This window comes from Stenotrophomonas sp. YJH_SMC_29 (assembly GCF_059371235.1).
The window spans coordinates 72,699-90,194 of sequence record NZ_JCAFUK010000013.1; the positions used below are offsets into that span (position 1 = coordinate 72,699).

A 17,496-nucleotide genomic window follows, 5' to 3' on the forward strand; every position below is an offset into this window, starting at 1 on the left:
CACTTCGGCGGATGCGGGCTCTTACATGGGAGAAGCCGCTGCCGAGTCACGCAGCGGCGCCTGCTGTCTTCTCTCCTGCAAGGACCCGTGATGCGCAACACGCTCTACCTGTCGATCATCCTAGCCCTGTCTCCCTGTAGCGTGGCACCGGCCTTCGCTGCCGCGCCCGATGGCCTGCAGGCGCGCGTGTCCACGCCGATCGCGGCACAGCCGCTGGCGCGCGCGCTGGAGCAGCTGTCGCGCAGTTCCGGCGTCCAGTTCCTGTACTCGGCCGGTGGCGATGCCCGCATCGCCGGTGCGGTGCCGCGCGGTGCCACCGTCAGGCAGGCGCTGGATGCACTGCTGGCCGGTACCGGCCTGGGCTACACCGTGGTGGATGGCAATGTCATCGCCATCGACCCGGCCCCCGTGCACGACGCGCCCAAGCCCGCCGCACCGAAGCCGCGCGAGGCCGAGGCGGTGGTGGCGCCGACGCTGGACACGGTGAAGGTGATTGCCGCGCATGAGGTGATCGACCAGAAGAAGACCTCACCGGTGATCAAGGATTCGGTGGTCTACGATGAAATGGACAGCTACGGCGACGAAACCCTGGCCGAAAGCCTGATGGCCGCGCCCGGCCTGAGTGCGGTGGAAGATGCCGGCGAGCCACGCTACGTGACCGTGCGCGGCGTGCAGGCCAATCTCAACTACACCACCATCGATGGCATCGCCATTGCGAGCGTGGGGGGCAGCGGGTCGGGTGAGCGCATGAACAACCTGCAGCTGATTCCCAGCGACATCGGTACCCGCACCGACATCTACAAGAGCTTCAGTGCGGAGCAGGCACCGGACGCGATCGGCGGTGTGATCGACATCATCAGCCGCAGTGCCTTCGACCGGTCCGGCAAGTACGTGTTTGCCGATGTGGCAGGCATCTATTCGACCGCCGAGACCAACGTCGAGCGCAGCGCTGGCGGCAACCACGAGACCCTCGGTCACTTCGGCAAGAGCGCCAAGATGGTGTTCTCCAGCCCGTTCGGCGCCGACCAGGAATTCGGCATCGTTGCGGTGGCCCGCTACGAGCAACGCTCGCGCAACAGCGTCAAGCGCTGGGTGGAGTCGAACTACTACTACAACGACGCTGGCAAGTACCTCACCGACGGCACCACCGGGCCGGACGAAGCCAAGGGCTGGAACGGGCTGCGCGCGCCTGGCAACTTCAGCACCGGCACCTATACCAACTTCATCACCAATTTCGGCGGCTCCGCCAAGCTTGAGTGGAAGCCCTCGGATGACCCGTTCTACGCATCGCTGCTGCTGTACTCGTACCGGTTCTACGAGAACTCGACGATGAACAAGACCGATCTGTATGGCAATGCCAAGTTCCCGATCCGCAACCAGACCGAGGACAGCGGCACCACCCAGATCAACAGCATTTACATCAAAAACCGCCACGACCGTTGGGACCGCAGCAACCGGGGCGCGATCGCCAGCTTCAACTGGGACATCGGCGAGCGTTCGCGGCTGACCCTGCGTGGCGGCCATACCGAAGAGACCTTCCACAACAACCAGGTCTACTGGGGCGTGCGCGCCTACCCCAGCAATCTGTTCGTCGACTACGAGAACGACAGCCACGGGTTCCCCAACGCGGTGGCGGTATCCGATTCCAGCCTGCTGACCAGCTCCGCGTTCAAGCTCAATCCTGCGCAGGCCTACGTCTCCCCCCGCAACGCCAGGGAGAGCATCGACAACCTGCGCGCCGACGTCAGCTACAACATCGACGCCGATGCGCGGGGCTTCGGCTTGGCCGCCGGCGCCGAATACCGCCATCTGAAGATCTGGCAGGACATCGACTTCGACTACTTCAAGAGCAGTGCCACGCTCAACGATTACCTGTATCCGGGTTCGACGCTGCTGGGCAGCGTGCCGGGCTTCCCGCTGATCGACAACCGCAAGTGGAACGAGCAACTGCTGCCGAAACTGGGCAACAACAATGCGGCGTATCCCAATGCCAACTTCACCAGCGACTACAAGTACGTGGAGGACATCACCAACGCCTATGTGTCCGCGCACTACGCGTGGGACCGGCTGCTGCTGATCGGCGGCCTGCGCTACGACCACACCCGCTTCGATGCGTACAGCCCGTTCAGCGATGACGGTGGCACCACCTACAGTCCGGCGTTCCGCACGACCAGTGGCGGCTACAACAACCTGCTTCCTTCGTTGAACGCGACCTTCAAGCTGAGCGAGGACCAGCGCCTGCGCTTCTCTGCAAGCCGCACGCTGGGCCGGCCGACGCCGAGCAACATCGCCCAGGCCACCAGCACCAGTTGTGGCGACGACGAGGAAGGCAGGGGCTTCTGCACCATCAAGCAGGGCAATGCGGACCTGCAGCCGCGCCGTTCCACCAACCTCGACCTGGCCTGGGATCTGTACTTCAACGGCAACAACGGCCTGGTTTCGGTGGCGCTGTTCGACAAGGTGATCAAGGACGACATCTACACCCTGACCACCTTCGAGAACGTGGGAGACACCCGTTACCGGGTGACCCAGCCGATGAACACCGATGAGTCCACGCTGCATGGCGTCGAGTTCGCGGTGGCCAACCGCAACCTGCGGTGGGGCCGCCAGCGCTTCGACATGTATTTCAACGCCACGCGGCTGGAAGGCCGCACCAACTACCGCATCACCGATGGCACCGAGCGGCGCCTGGACCGCCTGCTGTACCAGCCGGACTGGTCGCTCAATGGCTCGGTGATCTGGCGCATGCCGTGGAAGAGCTCGCAACTGCGCCTGTCCGGAACCTATCGCAGCCGGATGCTGGTCGATTTCGGCGATACCCAGTGGCTGGACTCGTACTACGACCCGTACATGACCTTCAACATGGCCTTCAGCCACAAGGTCAGCAGGCACGTGACGCTGAAGTACGAAGCCAAGAACCTGTTCAACACCCAGCCGACCTACAGCACCGGTCCGAACGGGCGCTTCCGCACCGAGATCGACGACTACGGCCGCTTCTTCTACTTCCACATCATCTACAACTGAGGGCGCAGCCGTGGACACGATCAATCGCAGGCGATTCCTGGCCCTGGCCGGCCTGTCCGCCGCCGGCGCCTGGATGGGCACCGCACGCGCGCTGGCCGCGCAGGTTGATGCCACCGCGCTGAACCCGCGCAACCTGCTGGCTTCGCCACGCTTTGCCAGCACACCGTTCACCCTGGGCGTGGCCTCGGGTGATCCGTCCGCCGATGGCATGGTGCTGTGGACGCGGCTGGCGACCGAGCCGCTGGTGTTCGGCGGTGGCATGCCGGCCCGGCCGATGGTGGTCGAATGGCAACTGGCAGCGGATGAAGGCATGCGCAAGGTGGTACGCCAGGGTTCGGCGCTCGCGCATCCCGAACTCGGCCACGCGGTGCACGTGGAACTGCACGGGTTGGCGCCCGGACGGCCCTACTGGTACCGCTTCACCGCTGGAGGCCACGCCAGTGCAGTCGGTTGTACCCGCACGCTGCCTGCGGCCACGGCGGTGGTGGATCGCGTGCGCTTTGTGGTGGCCGGCTGCCAGCACTACGAAGAGGGCCACTACACCGCGTGGCGGCGCATCGCCGAGGAACCGCTGGACTTCGTCTTCCACTACGGTGATTACATCTACGAGGGCGAAAGCCAGCCAGGCCTGCGGAAGATGAACGGCCAGCCGTTCACCAACCTGCGCAATCATGTCGGGCCGCAGACCTACACGCTCGACGATTACCGTCGACGCTACGCCCAGTACAAGAGCGACGGCGACCTGCAGGCCGCGCACGCGTCGGCCCCCTGGTTCGTCACCTTCGATGACCATGAAGTGGACAACAACTGGGCCGGCGCCGAGGACCAGGACGACACGCCCAGCGAGGTGTTCCTGCTGCGCCGTGCGCAGGCGTTCCAGGCGTACTACGAGAACATGCCGCTGCGCCGTTCGGCCTTCCCGCGCGACGGCCACATGCAGCTGTACCGGCGCGCACGCTACGGCACGCTGATGGACCTGCACCTGCTCGACACCCGCCAGTACCGCAGCAAGCAGGTGAACATGGCGCTGCGTGAGGACGTGGAATCACCGGAGCGCAGCATCGTCGGTGCGAAGCAGGAGCGCTGGCTGTTCGATGGGCTGGCCGATGCCGCGCCGCGCTGGCACACCATCGCCCACCAGGTGGCGCTGGGCAACTACATGCGCGAGAAGGACGGGGTGGTGCAGTCGTCCGATGACCAGTGGTCGGGCTACCTGGACAGCCGCCGGCGCCTGCTCGACCACATCCAGAAGGTCGGCTTCGGCAACGTGGTGACCGCCTGTGGCGACGCGCACCGGCATTACGCCAGCGACCTGGTGCAGGACCATCGTGATTCGGGCGTGGTCTCCAGCGAGTTCCTTGCCACTTCGATCACGTCGGGGGCCGATGGCCAGGGCGTGGACGCTTACGCCCGCAACCAGCTTGCGCACAGCCCAAATCTGAAGGCGACCACCGACAAGCGTGGCTATGTGCTGTGCGATGTCACCCGTGATGCGTGGATCGGCGACATGAAGACCCTGGATACGGTGATGCGCCCGAACGGTACCGTGCAGAGCTGGAAGCGCTACGCGGTGGAGCACGGCCGGCCGGGGCTGCAGGAGGCTTGAATCTACCGGTCTGTGCTGTAGAGCCGAGCCCACGCTCGGCTGCTTTTTCGGGGCAATGCGACCGGGGCGAGAAGCAGCCGAGCGTGGGCTCGGCTCTACAGGGGATTCCTCAATCGTGCTCGAACCGCAGCGGCTCGGTGCCCATCGCCGGGTCACTGGTGCCGGGGCGACCATCCTCGGCGCGGCCCGCCAGACGCAGCGCACTCTCACCCGCGCTGACGCGCAGGTCGTACCAGCCTGCCGTGGGTGCCGCGTCCCAGGCCACCGTCGTTTCCGCGCGCGCCGGCAGCGCCAGCATCTGCTCCGGCATGTGCCCGGCATAGGCGCCAGCCCGCACGCGCAGCGGCTGTGCGCTGTCCTCCAGGTTGCGCAGGTGCAGTCGCAGTTGGCCATCCGCGTGATCAATCGAAGCCTGCACGGCAGGCGTCCTTGCCCCACCCTGGAAGTGACGATGGAAGCCGTTCGGCCCAAGCAGCCACAGGTCATAGCGACCCTGGGCGTCCAGCGGCCAGCGCTCGCGCAGCGGCACGCCCGGGACCAGCGTGTAGCGGCGGGGCACCGCCTCCAGCCGCAGCCGGTCGTAGACATGCAGTACGGCCGCCGCACCATCGCAGGACAGCGCCAGATCCACGCCCGAGGCGTCGACCGCCGCCAACGACGCCTGTGGGCGATAGGGCAGGGCACGCGCCGGGCGTACACCGCTTTCCTGTTTCGCCGCCACCAACCCCTCCGGCAGTGAGGGCACGGTACGCCCCGGCAAAGCAGCGGCACGCGCGGCCACTGCGCTGACGTCCGGCAGGCCGCGGACGAACGGGCGGGTATCGCGCTGGGCAAAGTCGAAGGCGTTGCTGAGGTCGCCGCAGACGGCGCGGCGCCACGGCGAGATATCCGGTGCCGCCACACCAAAGCGGCGTTCGATCAGTCGAATGACCGAGGTGTGGTCGTAGACCTGCGAATCGACCCAGCCGCCGCGGCTCCAGGGCGAGATCACGTACAGCGGCACGCGCGGACCCAGCCCATACGGGCGGCCGCGCAGCTCGGCGGCATCGTACTTCTCGTCTCCCGGTGCCGGATGGCGGTGGTACTCGCCCTCGGTGCTGACCGTAGACGTACCCGCCCAGCCACCGTCCACCGGCGAAGGCGGGGCTGGCGGCGGCATGTGGTCGAAGAAGCCGTCGTTCTCGTCGAACATCAGCAGCAGGGCGGTGCGGCTCCACACCTGCGGATCGGCGGTCAGCGCATCCAGCACCCGCGCGGTATAGGCCGCACCCTGGGCGGGGCTGGAGGGGCCGGGATGCTCGCTGCCGGCCGCGTCGGCGATGATGAAGCTGACCTGCGGCAGGCGCCCGTCGATGACATCCTGGCGCAGCTGCGCCAGGCCACGCGTGCTGACCCCGCGTGCGCGCAGCTGCGGGTCATGCCCCGGCGCAGCGCGGTGGGCCTGGCGGAACGCCTCGAAGCCGGCCAGCGGGTTGTCGGTGAAGTTGTCGGCCATGTCCTGGTAGATCTGCCAGGACACGCCGGCGTTCTGCAGACGCTCGACATAGCTGGTCCAGCGGTATGACGCCGGGTGCCCACCCTGTTCGGGAAAGTTGTCGTGCGAGTTGGCGATCACCGGGCCACCAGCACGCGCGTGCGCGTCATTGTGGCCAGTCCACAGGAACACCCGGTTCGGGTTGGTCCCGGCCTGCATCGCGCAGTGGTAGGCGTCGCAGATCGTGAAGGCATCGGCCAGCGCGAACTGGAACGGCAGGTCGCCGCGCTGGAAGTAGCCCATCGCGTGGTTCTGCTTGGCCTTCGGCCATTGCCCCATGCGGCCGTGGTCCCAGGCACGCTGCGCGTCGGGCCAGGTGTGCGGCGTGCCTTCCACCCGCATGTAGCCGAAGTGCGCGGCGGTATCCAGCGGGAAGGGTGCGATCGCGCGCGTGCCGCTCGCGTCGGGCTGCAGCCACAGGCTGCGGGTGCGACCGCCGGCCTGCAGTGCCGGCGCCGGGGCCACGAAGCGATCGCCGAAACCACGTACCCCCGGCAGCGTGCCGAAGTAGTGGTCGAACGAACGGTTCTCCTGCATGAACACCACGATGTGCTGCAGGTCTTCCAGACTGCGGGTCCGCGCCGCAGGCGCGATCGCTGCGGCCCGGGCGATACTGGGCAGCAGCGGGGAAAGGCCGGCGGCAACGCCGGCCTGCAACAACCGGCGTCGGCCGATATCGGTCACGGGCTCACTCACAGGTCCACACGGAAGGAGATGCCGACGGTGCGCGGGGCGCCGATGAAGGCGTTGTCGCGGCCGTCCACCCCAGCAAGATACCGCTTGTCGGTCAGATTGCTCACCACCAGGTTGGCTCCCATGCCCTTCAGCCGCGGCGACAGGCCCTGCAGGTCGAAGCCGATGTTGGCGTTGAACACGGTGGCCGAGGGCAGCGTGTTGACGTTGGCGGCGTCGAGATAGCGCTTGCCCAGGTAACGGCCGGACAGGCCGAAGTTCCAGTTCTCGCCCTGCCAGTCCGCCGACAGGACGAGGGTCTGTTCGGGCTGGCCGATCACCTTGGCGCCGTCGACGATGCCCAACTGGGTATCACGCGCGGCATCGCCACTGCCCAGGTACTTGGAGCGGTTGTAGGTATAGGCGGCGTTGAGGCGCCAGCCGTTGTCCCAGCCATAGCCGAACGCCGCTTCCAGGCCGTTGCTTTCCACGCCGCCGAAGTTCTCGTAGACGCCGTCGGTCTCGCCCAGGTAGTCGATGCCGCTGACGAAGCCGGCCGGCAGGTAGACGATGCGGTTGTCGAACTTGATGTTGTACAGCGTGACCGAGGCGGTCAGCGGCCAGCGGCTGATGCGCATGCCCACTTCGATGTTGTCGGCGGTCTCCGGCTCGACGTTGCGGAAGCGCTGCGGGTCGGTCTCGCCGAGCACGCCGGAGGGAATGGCGGCGAAGTTCTGCGAGAAGCCCGCGAACAGCTCCATGCCTTCCACGCCCGGCGCCCAGGTGAAGCCGGTGGAGAGCAGCGGATCGGACCTGGAATCGGACGTCACGTGTTCGCTGGCGCCGATCACCCGGCGGCGCGACTGGTCGACGAAGAACTGCTTCACGCCCAGGCGCGCGCTGAACGGCCCGAAGCGGGCGACGTCCTCGACGTAGTACATCTGCTCGTCGACCTTGTACTTGTCTTCGAACTGCACCCAGTACGGCTGGTGGTCGAAGGCGATGTCCTGGCCGACGTTGAGCAGGCGGTGCCAGTCGCGGCGTGCCGAGCGATCCAGCTTCTCCACCCACAGGCCACCGCGGAGGGTGTTGTCGATCGCACCGAAGGTCTGCCGCCACTCGACGTCGGCGGTCACGCCCATGCGGTCATTGTCGTAGTGGGTGTGGCGGTAGGACTGCGCGCCCAGCACGTTGCCGGCATAGCAGTCCGGATCGTATTCGGCGGTGAAGCCCAGCCGCGGCGTGCAGTTGGCCAGGCGCTGCGCGGCGCTGCCGTCGGGATTGACGAAGAAGATCTGGCCACGGTTGCTGCCGCCGTACACGGTCTTGCCACCGAGGTACTCTGACTCGGGACGGCCCGCACCGTCATCGCTGACCTGCGCCAGGTACGGTGGCAGCCAGTCGCCACGACCTTGCATGCGGTGTCCGTAAGCCGCCACCGAAGCCTTGAAGCCGTTGCCGGCATCGAAGGCCGCGCGCAGGTAGCCGAAGGTGTTCTCGCGCAGGGCGCGCGAGCCGGAGCGGTAGTTCTGGTCCAGGTAGGGAATGCCGGTGAGGGTGCCGACCAGGTTGTCGCGATCGGGATTGGTGGCGAAGCCGTTCGGCGACACACTGGTGTATTCCGGCTCGTCGGCGTCGTTGTAGGACAGGTAGCCGGTCAGCGTCCAACGATCGAGTTCGGTGATGAACTTGCCGGCAATGTGGTCGTTGCTGGCCTTGCCGCTGCCGTCGATCCAGTCCTGCACGCGCGCCGACGAGGCGCTGACCCAGGCGCGGGTGTGGCCGCCGAGCAGGCCGGTGTCGTAGCGCACGTAGTACTTGCGCGCCTCGTTGTCACCGGCACCGACCACGAAGCGCAGGCGGCTGTCCTGCAGCGGGTCGCTGGTGAGGAAGTTGAGCGTGCCGCCGAGGGCCTCGTTCGAGCGCGAGGAGATATCGGCGGTGCCCTGGCTGACCTCCACCGTTTCCAGGTCGAGGGTGTCGATGTAGCGGTTGGCCAGCGAGCCGCCGCCATAGCCCGAGCCGCCGTTGGGCAGGCCGTCGATGGTGGTGCCGATCTGCTGGGTGTCGCGGTTGGTGACGAAGCCACGCATGCTGATCTGCGTGCCCCACACCGACGAGCCGGTGGCGTCGGCTTCGCTGACCACCACGCCGGGGACTTCATTGAGCGCGTCGTTGACGCTGCTCATCACGGTCTGCCGGTTCAGCGTTTCTGCACGTACCGAAGTCTTGGCGTAGCTGGTGGCCTGGCCGATCACCTGCACCTGGTCGAGGGTGCGGGCCTCACTGCTGCGCGCGTCAGCGGCATCGCCCTGCGGTGCTTCGGCCAGGGCGTCCAGTGCGGGGGCGATCAGCAGGGCAAGCAGCGAGACACGGGGAAAGCGCGCAGACGTTCGCATCGAGACCGGACCTTCAGGGGAGGGAAGCCCCGGAGTGTCGGCAGCGCCAATGACATCGGCATGACGTGACGATGCAGGAATCGTGTTGTGCGACGGCCGGCACCTGCGGCCTGCTTCAGTACCGCGCGTCCTTGGGTTTCGGGTCGCGTGGCCAATCCTTGCCCTTGTTGGCGAAGTCCGGCCGCGGCTGGTTGATGAAATAGCCGGCGATGTCCACCGCATCCTGGTCGGGCATCACCTGCTGGCCCAGTGGCGGCTCGCGGGTCACCGCCGGTGGCATATTGTGCTTGATGAAGCCGGCGGCCTTGTACAGGCGCGCCATGCCGGCGCCGATGTTGAAGCTGTGGTCGCCCCACAGCGGCGGGAAGGCGATGTCCCCGCTGGCGTCGCGCCGTCCTTCGCCGTTGTCGCCGTGGCAGGCAGCGCACTGCACGGCGTACAGCGCCTGGCCACGGATCGGGTCCGGGGTCAGCGTGCTGTCGATGGGCCCCTCACTGGGCGCGGCCACCGTTGCACCTTCTGGCACCGGACTGCTCAACCACGCCATGTAGTCGAGCATCGCGCGCATCTGCGGCGCGTCCTCCGGCAGCGGCTTGCCGTTCATCGAACGCTGCAGGCAGCCGTTGATGCGCTCGGCCAGCCCGATCACCTTGCCCGGACGCGGCATGTAGCGCGGATAGGCGCCGCCGCCGGTATTGAAGTAGTGATTGCCGAAAGGCCGCTTGCCCTCGGCCATATGGCATGAGTTGCAGTTCAGATCGTTGCCGACGTTGTCCGGCAGCAGCCGCGCGGTCTCGTTGAGGATGCGCCGGCCGAGCATCACCGATCCGGCATTGTCCAGGCCGGCAATCTCGTCGGCGCTGGGCGCGGCGTAGTGGCCGACCCATCTGCCTTGCGCATCGAGGATATCGATCGTGGCGGCCACGGCAGCATCCAGGTCCGGATACAGATGACGGTAGGCGAGGGTACCGGCGCCGGCCAGCATCACCAGGGTGATCGCAATGCCGGCCAGCAGGCGGGAACGCGTGCGCGAACGCTTCATTGTGCGGCCTCCTGCGGAACGTAGTGCACCGGCTTGTCGCGCACCACCCGGCGCATGCGCGCCACGTCGACCTCGCTCACCGCGCTGGCGTGGTTGCCCCAGCTGCTGCGGATGAAGGTCAGGATCTGCGCCAGCTGCGCGTTCGGCAGGTGCTCGAAGCCCGGCATGCTGAAGGCCATGCGATCGTGCGGGGTGTGCGGCGTGCGTCCGCCGGTCAGGGTCACCTGCACCAGCGAGCTGGGATCATCGGCGAACACGATCGAGTTGCCAGCCAGCGCCGGATAGACGCGGGGCATGCCGCGACCATCGGCGCGGTGGCAGGCCTGGCAGTGCTCGGCGTAGGCCAGCGAACCGGCAGTACGGTAGTCGCCACTGCGCAGCGCGGCGGTGGTGGTGTCGGTACCGGGCGACCACTGCGCACTGCGTCCCTCACGCGCCGGCAGCTGCTTGAGGTAGCGCGCCATCGCCAGCAGGTCGGCATCGGACAGGTACTGCGTGCTGTGCTCGACTACGTCGGCCATGCCACCGAAAGCCGCAGCGCGATCAGTGCGGCCGGTGCGCAGGAACTCGACGATCTCGCCCTCGCTCCAGCTGGCCAGGCCGGTCGATTCGTTACGCAGGTTCTTCGCGTACCAGCCTTCCAGCACCGAACCGGACAGGAACTGGCGGCTGCCATCATCGGCCATTGCCTTTTCCTGGAAGGCCAGACCGCGTGGCGTGTGGCAGGCGCCGCAATGGGCCAGGCCTTCCACCAGTTCGGCACCACGCTGCTGGCCGGCATCCAGCGCCGGATCCGGGCTGAAGCTGCGCGGGCGTGCGAACAACAGCTGCCACCAGGCCAGCGGCCAGCGCATGTTGGCCGGCCACGGAATCGTGCTGGCGGCGTTGTCCTGCCTCACGGGCTGCACCTCGGCCATGAAATAGGCATAGAGCGCCTCGATTTCGGTATCGCGGGCGATCACGTATGAGGCGTACGGCATCGCCGGATACAGGGGCTGGCCGTCGTGGCGGATGCCGCGGCGAACCGCACGTTCGAAGTCGGCGTAGTCGTAGGCACCGATGCCGGTATCCGGATCGGGGGTGATGTTGGTCGAGTAGATCGTGCCCATCGGCGTCTGCATGCCGAGGCCACCGGCGAACGGCCTGCCCCCCGGCGCGGTGTGGCACGCCGCGCAGTCGGCGGCGCGCGACAGATACCGCCCCTGCGCGATCAGCGCCGGATCGTGGATGTCGACCTGCGCGGTCTGCCGCGGTGCGAACCAGTGCGGCATGCTGCGGGCGATGCCATAGGCGGCGGCCAACGTCGCGGCCAGAGCGAGGGCAAGCTTGATCGAGGTGCGCATGGGTGCACTCTGGGCAAGCACGTGCGCGCGCTCATTGATTCCGATCAATGACTGAACGTGTACAGCTTGCGCGCGAAGCTGAATCATTGCTGCGCTGTCATCAAGCCGTCATCCGCGTGCGATAGATCGGGGGCGTATTGGGGCGTTACTGTCCGAGTCTGTCGGATTCCCCCCTATGACGTGCCATGAAGCGCCTGCTGCTGCTGTTGCTGGCGTGCGCCGGCCTGTGGCTGGCTGCATGCTCCTCCTCGATCAATGCCTCGTCCACCTCGCTCGCCGATCGGCTGATTGCGCCAGGTGGTGTCTCGACCCTGCTTGATCGCCCGCGCATCGCTGCGGCCATCGCCGCATTGCCCAACCGCCACGGATTCGCAGCGGGCCGTGATGGCGTGCCGATCTTCTGGCGCGTGTTCGATCCCGGCGATTACGGCGCGCGCTACCACTACCTGCCGCAGCGCCACGAGAACGGCCTGCCATTGGATACCGGGCTGAGCCTGGCCGTGCCGAAGCCCTTCCGCGCGCAGGCGCCGCGTGGCACCGTAGTGCTGCTGCACGGGTGGATGATGAACGGCGATTCGATGCTCCCATGGTCGCTGCAGCTGGCGGAATCCGGCTATCGCGTGGTCACCCTCGACCTGCGCAACCACGGCCAGTCCGGTGCGGGACCGTCCGGCTATGGCACCTACGAATCGGATGACGTCGTCGATGTGATCGGCGCGCTGCGTAGGCGCGGCGAAGTGACCGGGCCGCTGTACCTGTTCGGCGTGTCCTACGGCGCCGCCACGGCCGTGTTCACCGCCGACAAGCTCGGCGACCAGGTGGCCGGCGTGGTGGCGATGGAGTCATTCGCCAATGCCGGCGTGGCGATCCGCACGATGATCCCGCACCTGATGGGGTTGCAGCCGGACGGACTGAAAGCGCAGGCGATGGCGTCGTACGCGCGCTGGCGCTATGGCGGTCAGGACATCAACCAGGTGATTGCTGCGGCCAGCCGCCGCATCGACGTCGATCTGGACCGCGTGGACGTCGCGCGTGCGCTGGCCGATACCCGCGCCTGCGTGCTGCTGCTGCATGGACAGGGCGACCAGCACATTCCGGTCAGCCAGGGCCGCGCGCTCGCCCAGGCCAACCCGCGCGCGCACTACATCGAGATGCGCGGCGAGGACCACATCACCCTGCCGCTGCGGCTGGACCTGCTGGCCGGAGTGGTGGATGACTGGATGGCGCGCGACGCGCACCCTCCGCACAGTGCCTGCCCGGCCCCACAACTGCCGGCCCAGGGCGAGTGGCTGACGCGAAGCTGAAAAAAGGGGACGGAGGGGATTAAGTCGCATCTGCCACAGGTGTGCTGCAAACGACTTAATCCCCTCCGTCCCCTTTTTCTGTCAGGGCAGTCGGTGTGCCAGGGAACGCGCGGAGGCGGCTACGCCGAGCAGGAGTGCTGCTACGCACAGGAAGGCGAAGCCCAGGCTGGTCGCATGTGCCAGGGCACCGATTGCGGCCGGGCCGGCGAGGATGCCGGCGTAACCCAGTGTGGTGACTGCGGTGATGGCAATGCTCTCCGGCATCACCCGCTGCTGGCCCGCCATCGAGAACAGGGCCGGCACGATGTTGGCACAGCCCAGGCCGACCAGCACGTAGCCCCCCAGCGCCACCGCGTACGACGGGACCAGCGTCGCCAGCGTGAACCCCGCCGCCGCCGTGATGCCGCCGAAGACCATCGTGCGGGTCCGGCCAAGGCGTTCGACGATGCCATCGCCGAACAGGCGCATCGCCGTCATCGCCAGGGTGAACAGTGCGAAGCCAGCGCCGGCCTGATCGCGCGGCACCTGGCGTACCTCGGCCAGGAACACCGCGCTCCAGTCCAGCATCGAGCCCTCGGCAAGGAACACCACGAAGGCCAGCACGCCGATGAACAACACCACGCCGTGCGGCAGCGCCAGCAGAGGTCCCTCGTGCAGGATGCGTTGCGGACGCCAGTGCGGCGCCGACAGCACCGCGACCAGCAACAGCGCCGCCACCGAAAGCAGCGCGGCCAGCCACAGCGGCGTGCCCAGGATCAGCAGGCCGGTCATGCACCCGGCGCCGACGAATCCGCCGATGCTGTAGAAGGCGTGGAAACCGGACATCATCGCGCGCGCTGCATCGCGCTCGACCGCCACGGCCTGCATGTTCACCGTGCAGTCCATCGCGCCCACACCGGCGCCGAACAGGAACAGGGCTGCGCCCAGCGCAAGCGGCGAGGGCGCCAGTGCCAGCAATGGCAGTGCCAGCAGCACCGCTGCGCAGCTGGCCACCAGCAGGCGCCGGCAGCCCAGTCGCCCGGTCAGCGCACCGGCCAGCGGCATTGCCAGCAACGAGCCCAGACCGAGGCAGAGCAGCACCGCGCCCAGGCTGGCATCGCTCAGCCCGGCCTTGGCCTTGGCATAGGGCACCATCGGCGCCCAGGCAGCGGTGGCGAATCCGGGAATGAAGAAGGCGGCGCGGGTGGCGTGCTGCTGGGCACGTGGGGATGAAGGCGTCATGCGCGGTGCGAAGCACCAGGGAGCCTTAATGAAAACGTTTTCAGATAGCCTCGGCAAGTGCCATGGGTGACATCCGGCGACGCATACGATTGCAGTGGGCCCGCAGCGTCACTGGTGATTAACCTCGCGCACGCACAGTGGCCGCACGGCCGGCATCCCGCCGGCCGCTGCCGGAGACCTGTACATGAGCACGACACCGACCATCCTCCTCGCCCATGGATTCTGGGGCGGGGCGGCACACTGGGCCAAAGTGATCCTGGAACTGCATCGCAACGGCCACGACCGCGTGCAGGCGGTGGAACTGCCGCTTACTTCGCTGGCCGACGACGCGGGGCGCACGCAGAAGATGATCCGGCAGGTCGATGGACCGGTGCTGCTGGTCGGCCACTCCTATGGTGGCGCGGTGATCAGCCAGGCCGGCAACGAGGACAACGTCAAGGGATTGGTCTACATCGCGGCCTTCGCGCCTGATGCCGGCGAGAGCCCGGGTGGCATCACCCAGCAGCACCTGCCGGAGGCGGCACAGAACCTGGCGCCGGACAGCGATGGCTATCTGTGGCTGCGTGCAGACAGGTTCCACGAGAGCTTCTGCCAGGACCTGAGTGACGACGAAGGCCGGGTGATGGCGGTGACCCAGAAGGCGCCGCTGGCCAGCACGTTCGGCGATGCGGTCAGCAATCCGGCCTGGAAGCACAAGCCCAGCTGGTACCAGCTGTCCCGCCAGGACCGCATGATCGCACCGCAGAACCAGAAGGCGATGGCCGCGCGGATGCAGCCCAGGCGCCTGCTCGAGCTGGATGCCAGCCATGCCTCGCTGGCCTCGCAGCCGAAGGAAGTGACCGCGCTGATCCTGGAAGCCAGCGCTGCCATCGCTGGCTGAGGCTGCTTCTGCACAGCGCCGAGCGAGCGCCGGTGCAGCACGTAAGCGCCCGCGATGCACGGAGGCACCGCGGGCGTTGTGGTTACAGCGGCAGGTCGAACACCAGCACTTCGGCGTCGTTGCCGTTTTCCAGGGTCAGCTGGGCTTCGTCGCTGACCTGCAGCGCATCACCGGCTTCCAGGGTGATGCCGTTGACCTGCAGCTGGCCACGCGCCACCTGCACATAGGCGCCACGCCCGTTGCCGAGCGCATGGTGCAGCTTCTGGCCGCCATCGAGGATGGTGGCGAAGATGCGGGCGTCCTGGTGGATGCGCAGCGAACCGTCGGCACCGTCCGGCGAAGCGATCAGTCGCAGTTGTCCACGCTTGCTGTCCGGCGGGAAGTGGGTCTCCTCGTACGACGGGGTGATGTTCTCGCTGTCCGGGAAGATCCAGATCTGCAGGAAGTGCACCGTCTCGTCGGCCGAGTGGTTGAACTCGCTGTGGGTGACGCCGCTGCCGGCGCTCATGCGCTGCACGTCGCCGTAGCGCAGCACCGAGCCGGTGCCCATCGAGTCCTTGTGTTCCAGCGCACCGCCCAGCACGTAGGAAATGATCTCCATGTTGCTGTGACCGTGGGTACCGAAGCCCTGGCCGCCGATCACCTTGTCTTCGTTGATGACACGCAGCGGGCCGAAGCTGACGTAGCGGGGGTCGTAGTAGTTCGCGAAGGAGAAGGTATGGCGCGACGACAGCCAGCCATGCTCGGCCAGGCCACGGGTAGCGCTCTTGCGGATCTGCAGCATGATGGAATCTCCTTGTTCGATGGTTTCGATGGGGCGGGGTGGGCCGGAAGCCTGCGTGTTTCCCCGTTGGAGAGAAGTATCCGCTTGCGCCCCGGGTTTGAAAAACGGATAGTTTTGACAGCCATCATCGAAAAATTCGAATGCTCAAGCTCAGCCTCGATGCCCTGCAGATACTGGATGCCATCGACCGCCGCGGATCGTTTGCCGGTGCCGGCAAGGCGTTGCACAAGGTGCCTTCGACCATCTCCTATACCGTGGCCAAGCTGGAGGAAGACCTGGGTGTCCAGCTGTTCGACCGCGTTGGCCCGCGCGCCGAGCCGACCGAGGCCGGCCGCGCGCTGCTGGATGAAGGCCGGCACCTGCTGCGTGCGGCCCGCGAGCTGGAGCTGCGGGTGCGCCGGGTCGCGTCGGGCTGGGAGACTGAGCTGACCCTGGCGGTGGATTCGGTGTTCCCGACCTGGCTGCTCGGCCCGGATATCGCCGCATTTCGAAAGGCCGAGGCGCCGACCCGGTTGCGACTGATCGGCGAGGCGCTGTCCGGCACCTGGGAGGCCCTGCTGGACCGGCGTGCCGACCTGCTGGTCGGTGCGCCGGGCGAGGGACCCAGTGGCGGCGGTTACGTGGTGGAGCCCCTGGGCACGGTGGCGTTCGTGTTCGCCGTCGCACCCGAGCATCCCTTGGCCGCGGTGCCCGGCGTGCTCGGTCGCGAACAGCTGGCTGAGCACTGTGCGATCGCCGTTTCCGATTCCGCGCGCAGGTTGCTGCCGCGCACCGTTGGACTGTTGATGGGGCAGGAGATGCTGACGGTGCCGGACATGGCCAGCAAGCTGAAGCTGCAGTGCGAAGGCGTGGGCTTCGGTTTCCTGCCCGAGCCCTGTGCACGCGCCGCAGTGGCGCGCGGCCAGCTGGTGATCCGTGAGGTGGAGGAACACAAGCCGGAGGAGACGTTCTGGCTGGCCTGGCGCACCGGTGAGGAGGGCGCTGCCCTGCGCTGGTGGCGGGAGCGCCTGCGCAGGCCGGCGCTGCTGTCGGAGTGGTGGCAGGCGATGGCCAGGGGGTAGGGGTTTGGCAGGGCTGCGCCCTGCACCCGCCGTAGTGCCGGCCGCTGGCCGGCAACATTCGAAGCAACAGCAACAGCAGAAGTGGTTTCCTGAGGGATGGCGGGGTGGGGCCGGGTGCGGGAGACGCCGTAAACCCCCAGACCGGCCCAGCCGCTGGCGGCTGTGCGTTCGGGCGCTTGCGAAGCAGTGCTTCGCAAGCAAAGCGCCCTCACCCCTGGGGGCTTGGCCGCGGCTTGCTCGTGTGCGCTTTCCTGCGCACACGGCAAGACCGGGGTTGGGCGTCCTGCCCAACCCGCCCGAGGCATGTCTCGGGCCCATGCCGCGGACACTCCCGCAACCGGACCCACCCCGCCTTCGACAGTTTTCCGCGATCTGTCGGAACGGCGTACTGCTCTGGTAGGTGTCGACCTTGGTCGGCACGGTAGATCCACGCCATGCGTGGATGCTCTTCGATCTCGATTCGAAATATTCGATTCCGATGGAGATTCATCCACGCATGGCGTGGATCCATCAGATCGCGGAAATCTGTCAGAGGTGGGGCGGCATGGATGCCGCCATCGAGCCCCCATGGATGGGTTTACGGCGTGTCCTGCCTGTCCATGCCGCCCTGCCAACCCACGGAATGC

Annotated in this window: 11 protein-coding genes; 5 read left to right on the forward strand and 6 right to left on the reverse strand. The window is 67.2% G+C overall.

Annotated features, from left to right (window positions below; genetic code table 11):
- Window positions 1-90: 90 nt before the first annotated feature.
- Window positions 91-3,024, forward strand: coding sequence for a TonB-dependent receptor (locus tag AC5P9I_RS14790; RefSeq protein WP_049469039.1), 2,934 nt, complete (start codon window positions 91-93; stop codon window positions 3,022-3,024).
- Window positions 3,025-3,034: 10 nt separating this feature from the next.
- Complete coding sequence (locus AC5P9I_RS14795) at window positions 3,035-4,630, forward strand: alkaline phosphatase D family protein (RefSeq protein ID WP_049469040.1); 1,596 nt, start codon at window positions 3,035-3,037, stop codon at window positions 4,628-4,630.
- A 109-nt stretch (window positions 4,631-4,739) separates the two neighbouring features.
- Here AC5P9I_RS14795 and AC5P9I_RS14800 read toward each other — a convergent pair whose 3' ends face one another.
- The 4 genes from AC5P9I_RS14800 to AC5P9I_RS14815 all read right to left on the reverse strand — a co-directional run bounded on the left by AC5P9I_RS14800 (window position 4,740) and on the right by AC5P9I_RS14815 (window position 11,620).
- Window positions 4,740-6,848: a phosphocholine-specific phospholipase C gene (locus AC5P9I_RS14800; RefSeq protein WP_088475992.1), complete on the reverse strand. Its 2,109-nt coding sequence runs from the start codon at window positions 6,846-6,848 to the stop codon at window positions 4,740-4,742.
- 8 nt (window positions 6,849-6,856) lie between these two features.
- Window positions 6,857-9,235: a TonB-dependent receptor domain-containing protein gene (locus tag AC5P9I_RS14805; protein WP_049464803.1), complete on the reverse strand. Its 2,379-nt coding sequence runs from the start codon at window positions 9,233-9,235 to the stop codon at window positions 6,857-6,859.
- 115 nt (window positions 9,236-9,350) lie between these two features.
- Window positions 9,351-10,277, reverse strand: coding sequence for a c-type cytochrome (locus AC5P9I_RS14810; RefSeq protein WP_049464801.1), 927 nt, complete (start codon window positions 10,275-10,277; stop codon window positions 9,351-9,353).
- A complete protein-coding gene (locus AC5P9I_RS14815) occupies window positions 10,274-11,620 on the reverse strand; it encodes a c-type cytochrome (protein ID WP_049464799.1) in 1,347 nt (448 codons plus the stop codon). Before AC5P9I_RS14815 ends, AC5P9I_RS14810 begins: the two co-directional genes overlap by 4 nt.
- A 185-nt stretch (window positions 11,621-11,805) precedes the next feature.
- Here AC5P9I_RS14815 and AC5P9I_RS14820 point away from each other — a divergent pair, with 185 nt between their 5' ends.
- Entirely contained in the window at window positions 11,806-12,924 is a 1,119-nt protein-coding gene (locus AC5P9I_RS14820; RefSeq protein WP_049464797.1) for an alpha/beta hydrolase, read from the forward strand.
- 81 nt (window positions 12,925-13,005) lie between these two features.
- Here AC5P9I_RS14820 and AC5P9I_RS14825 read toward each other — a convergent pair whose 3' ends face one another.
- On the reverse strand, window positions 13,006-14,145 hold the full coding sequence (locus tag AC5P9I_RS14825; RefSeq protein ID WP_049464794.1) for an MFS transporter: 1,140 nt from the start codon (window positions 14,143-14,145) through the stop codon (window positions 13,006-13,008).
- A gap of 184 nt (window positions 14,146-14,329) precedes the next feature.
- Between AC5P9I_RS14825 and AC5P9I_RS14830 the strand changes: the two genes are divergently transcribed.
- Window positions 14,330-15,025 carry an alpha/beta hydrolase gene (locus tag AC5P9I_RS14830; protein ID WP_049464793.1) on the forward strand — a complete coding sequence of 232 codons (696 nt, stop codon included), beginning with the start codon at window positions 14,330-14,332 and terminating at the stop codon, window positions 15,023-15,025.
- 82 nt (window positions 15,026-15,107) lie between these two features.
- On the opposite strand, the gene AC5P9I_RS14835 is transcribed toward AC5P9I_RS14830, so the two are convergent.
- Window positions 15,108-15,809 carry a pirin family protein gene (locus AC5P9I_RS14835; protein WP_049464791.1) on the reverse strand — a complete coding sequence of 234 codons (702 nt, stop codon included), beginning with the start codon at window positions 15,807-15,809 and terminating at the stop codon, window positions 15,108-15,110.
- 140 nt (window positions 15,810-15,949) lie between these two features.
- Between AC5P9I_RS14835 and AC5P9I_RS14840 the strand changes: the two genes are divergently transcribed.
- Window positions 15,950-16,870, forward strand: coding sequence for a LysR family transcriptional regulator (locus AC5P9I_RS14840; RefSeq protein WP_049464789.1), 921 nt, complete (start codon window positions 15,950-15,952; stop codon window positions 16,868-16,870).
- The last annotated feature ends 626 nt before the right edge of the window (window positions 16,871-17,496 follow it).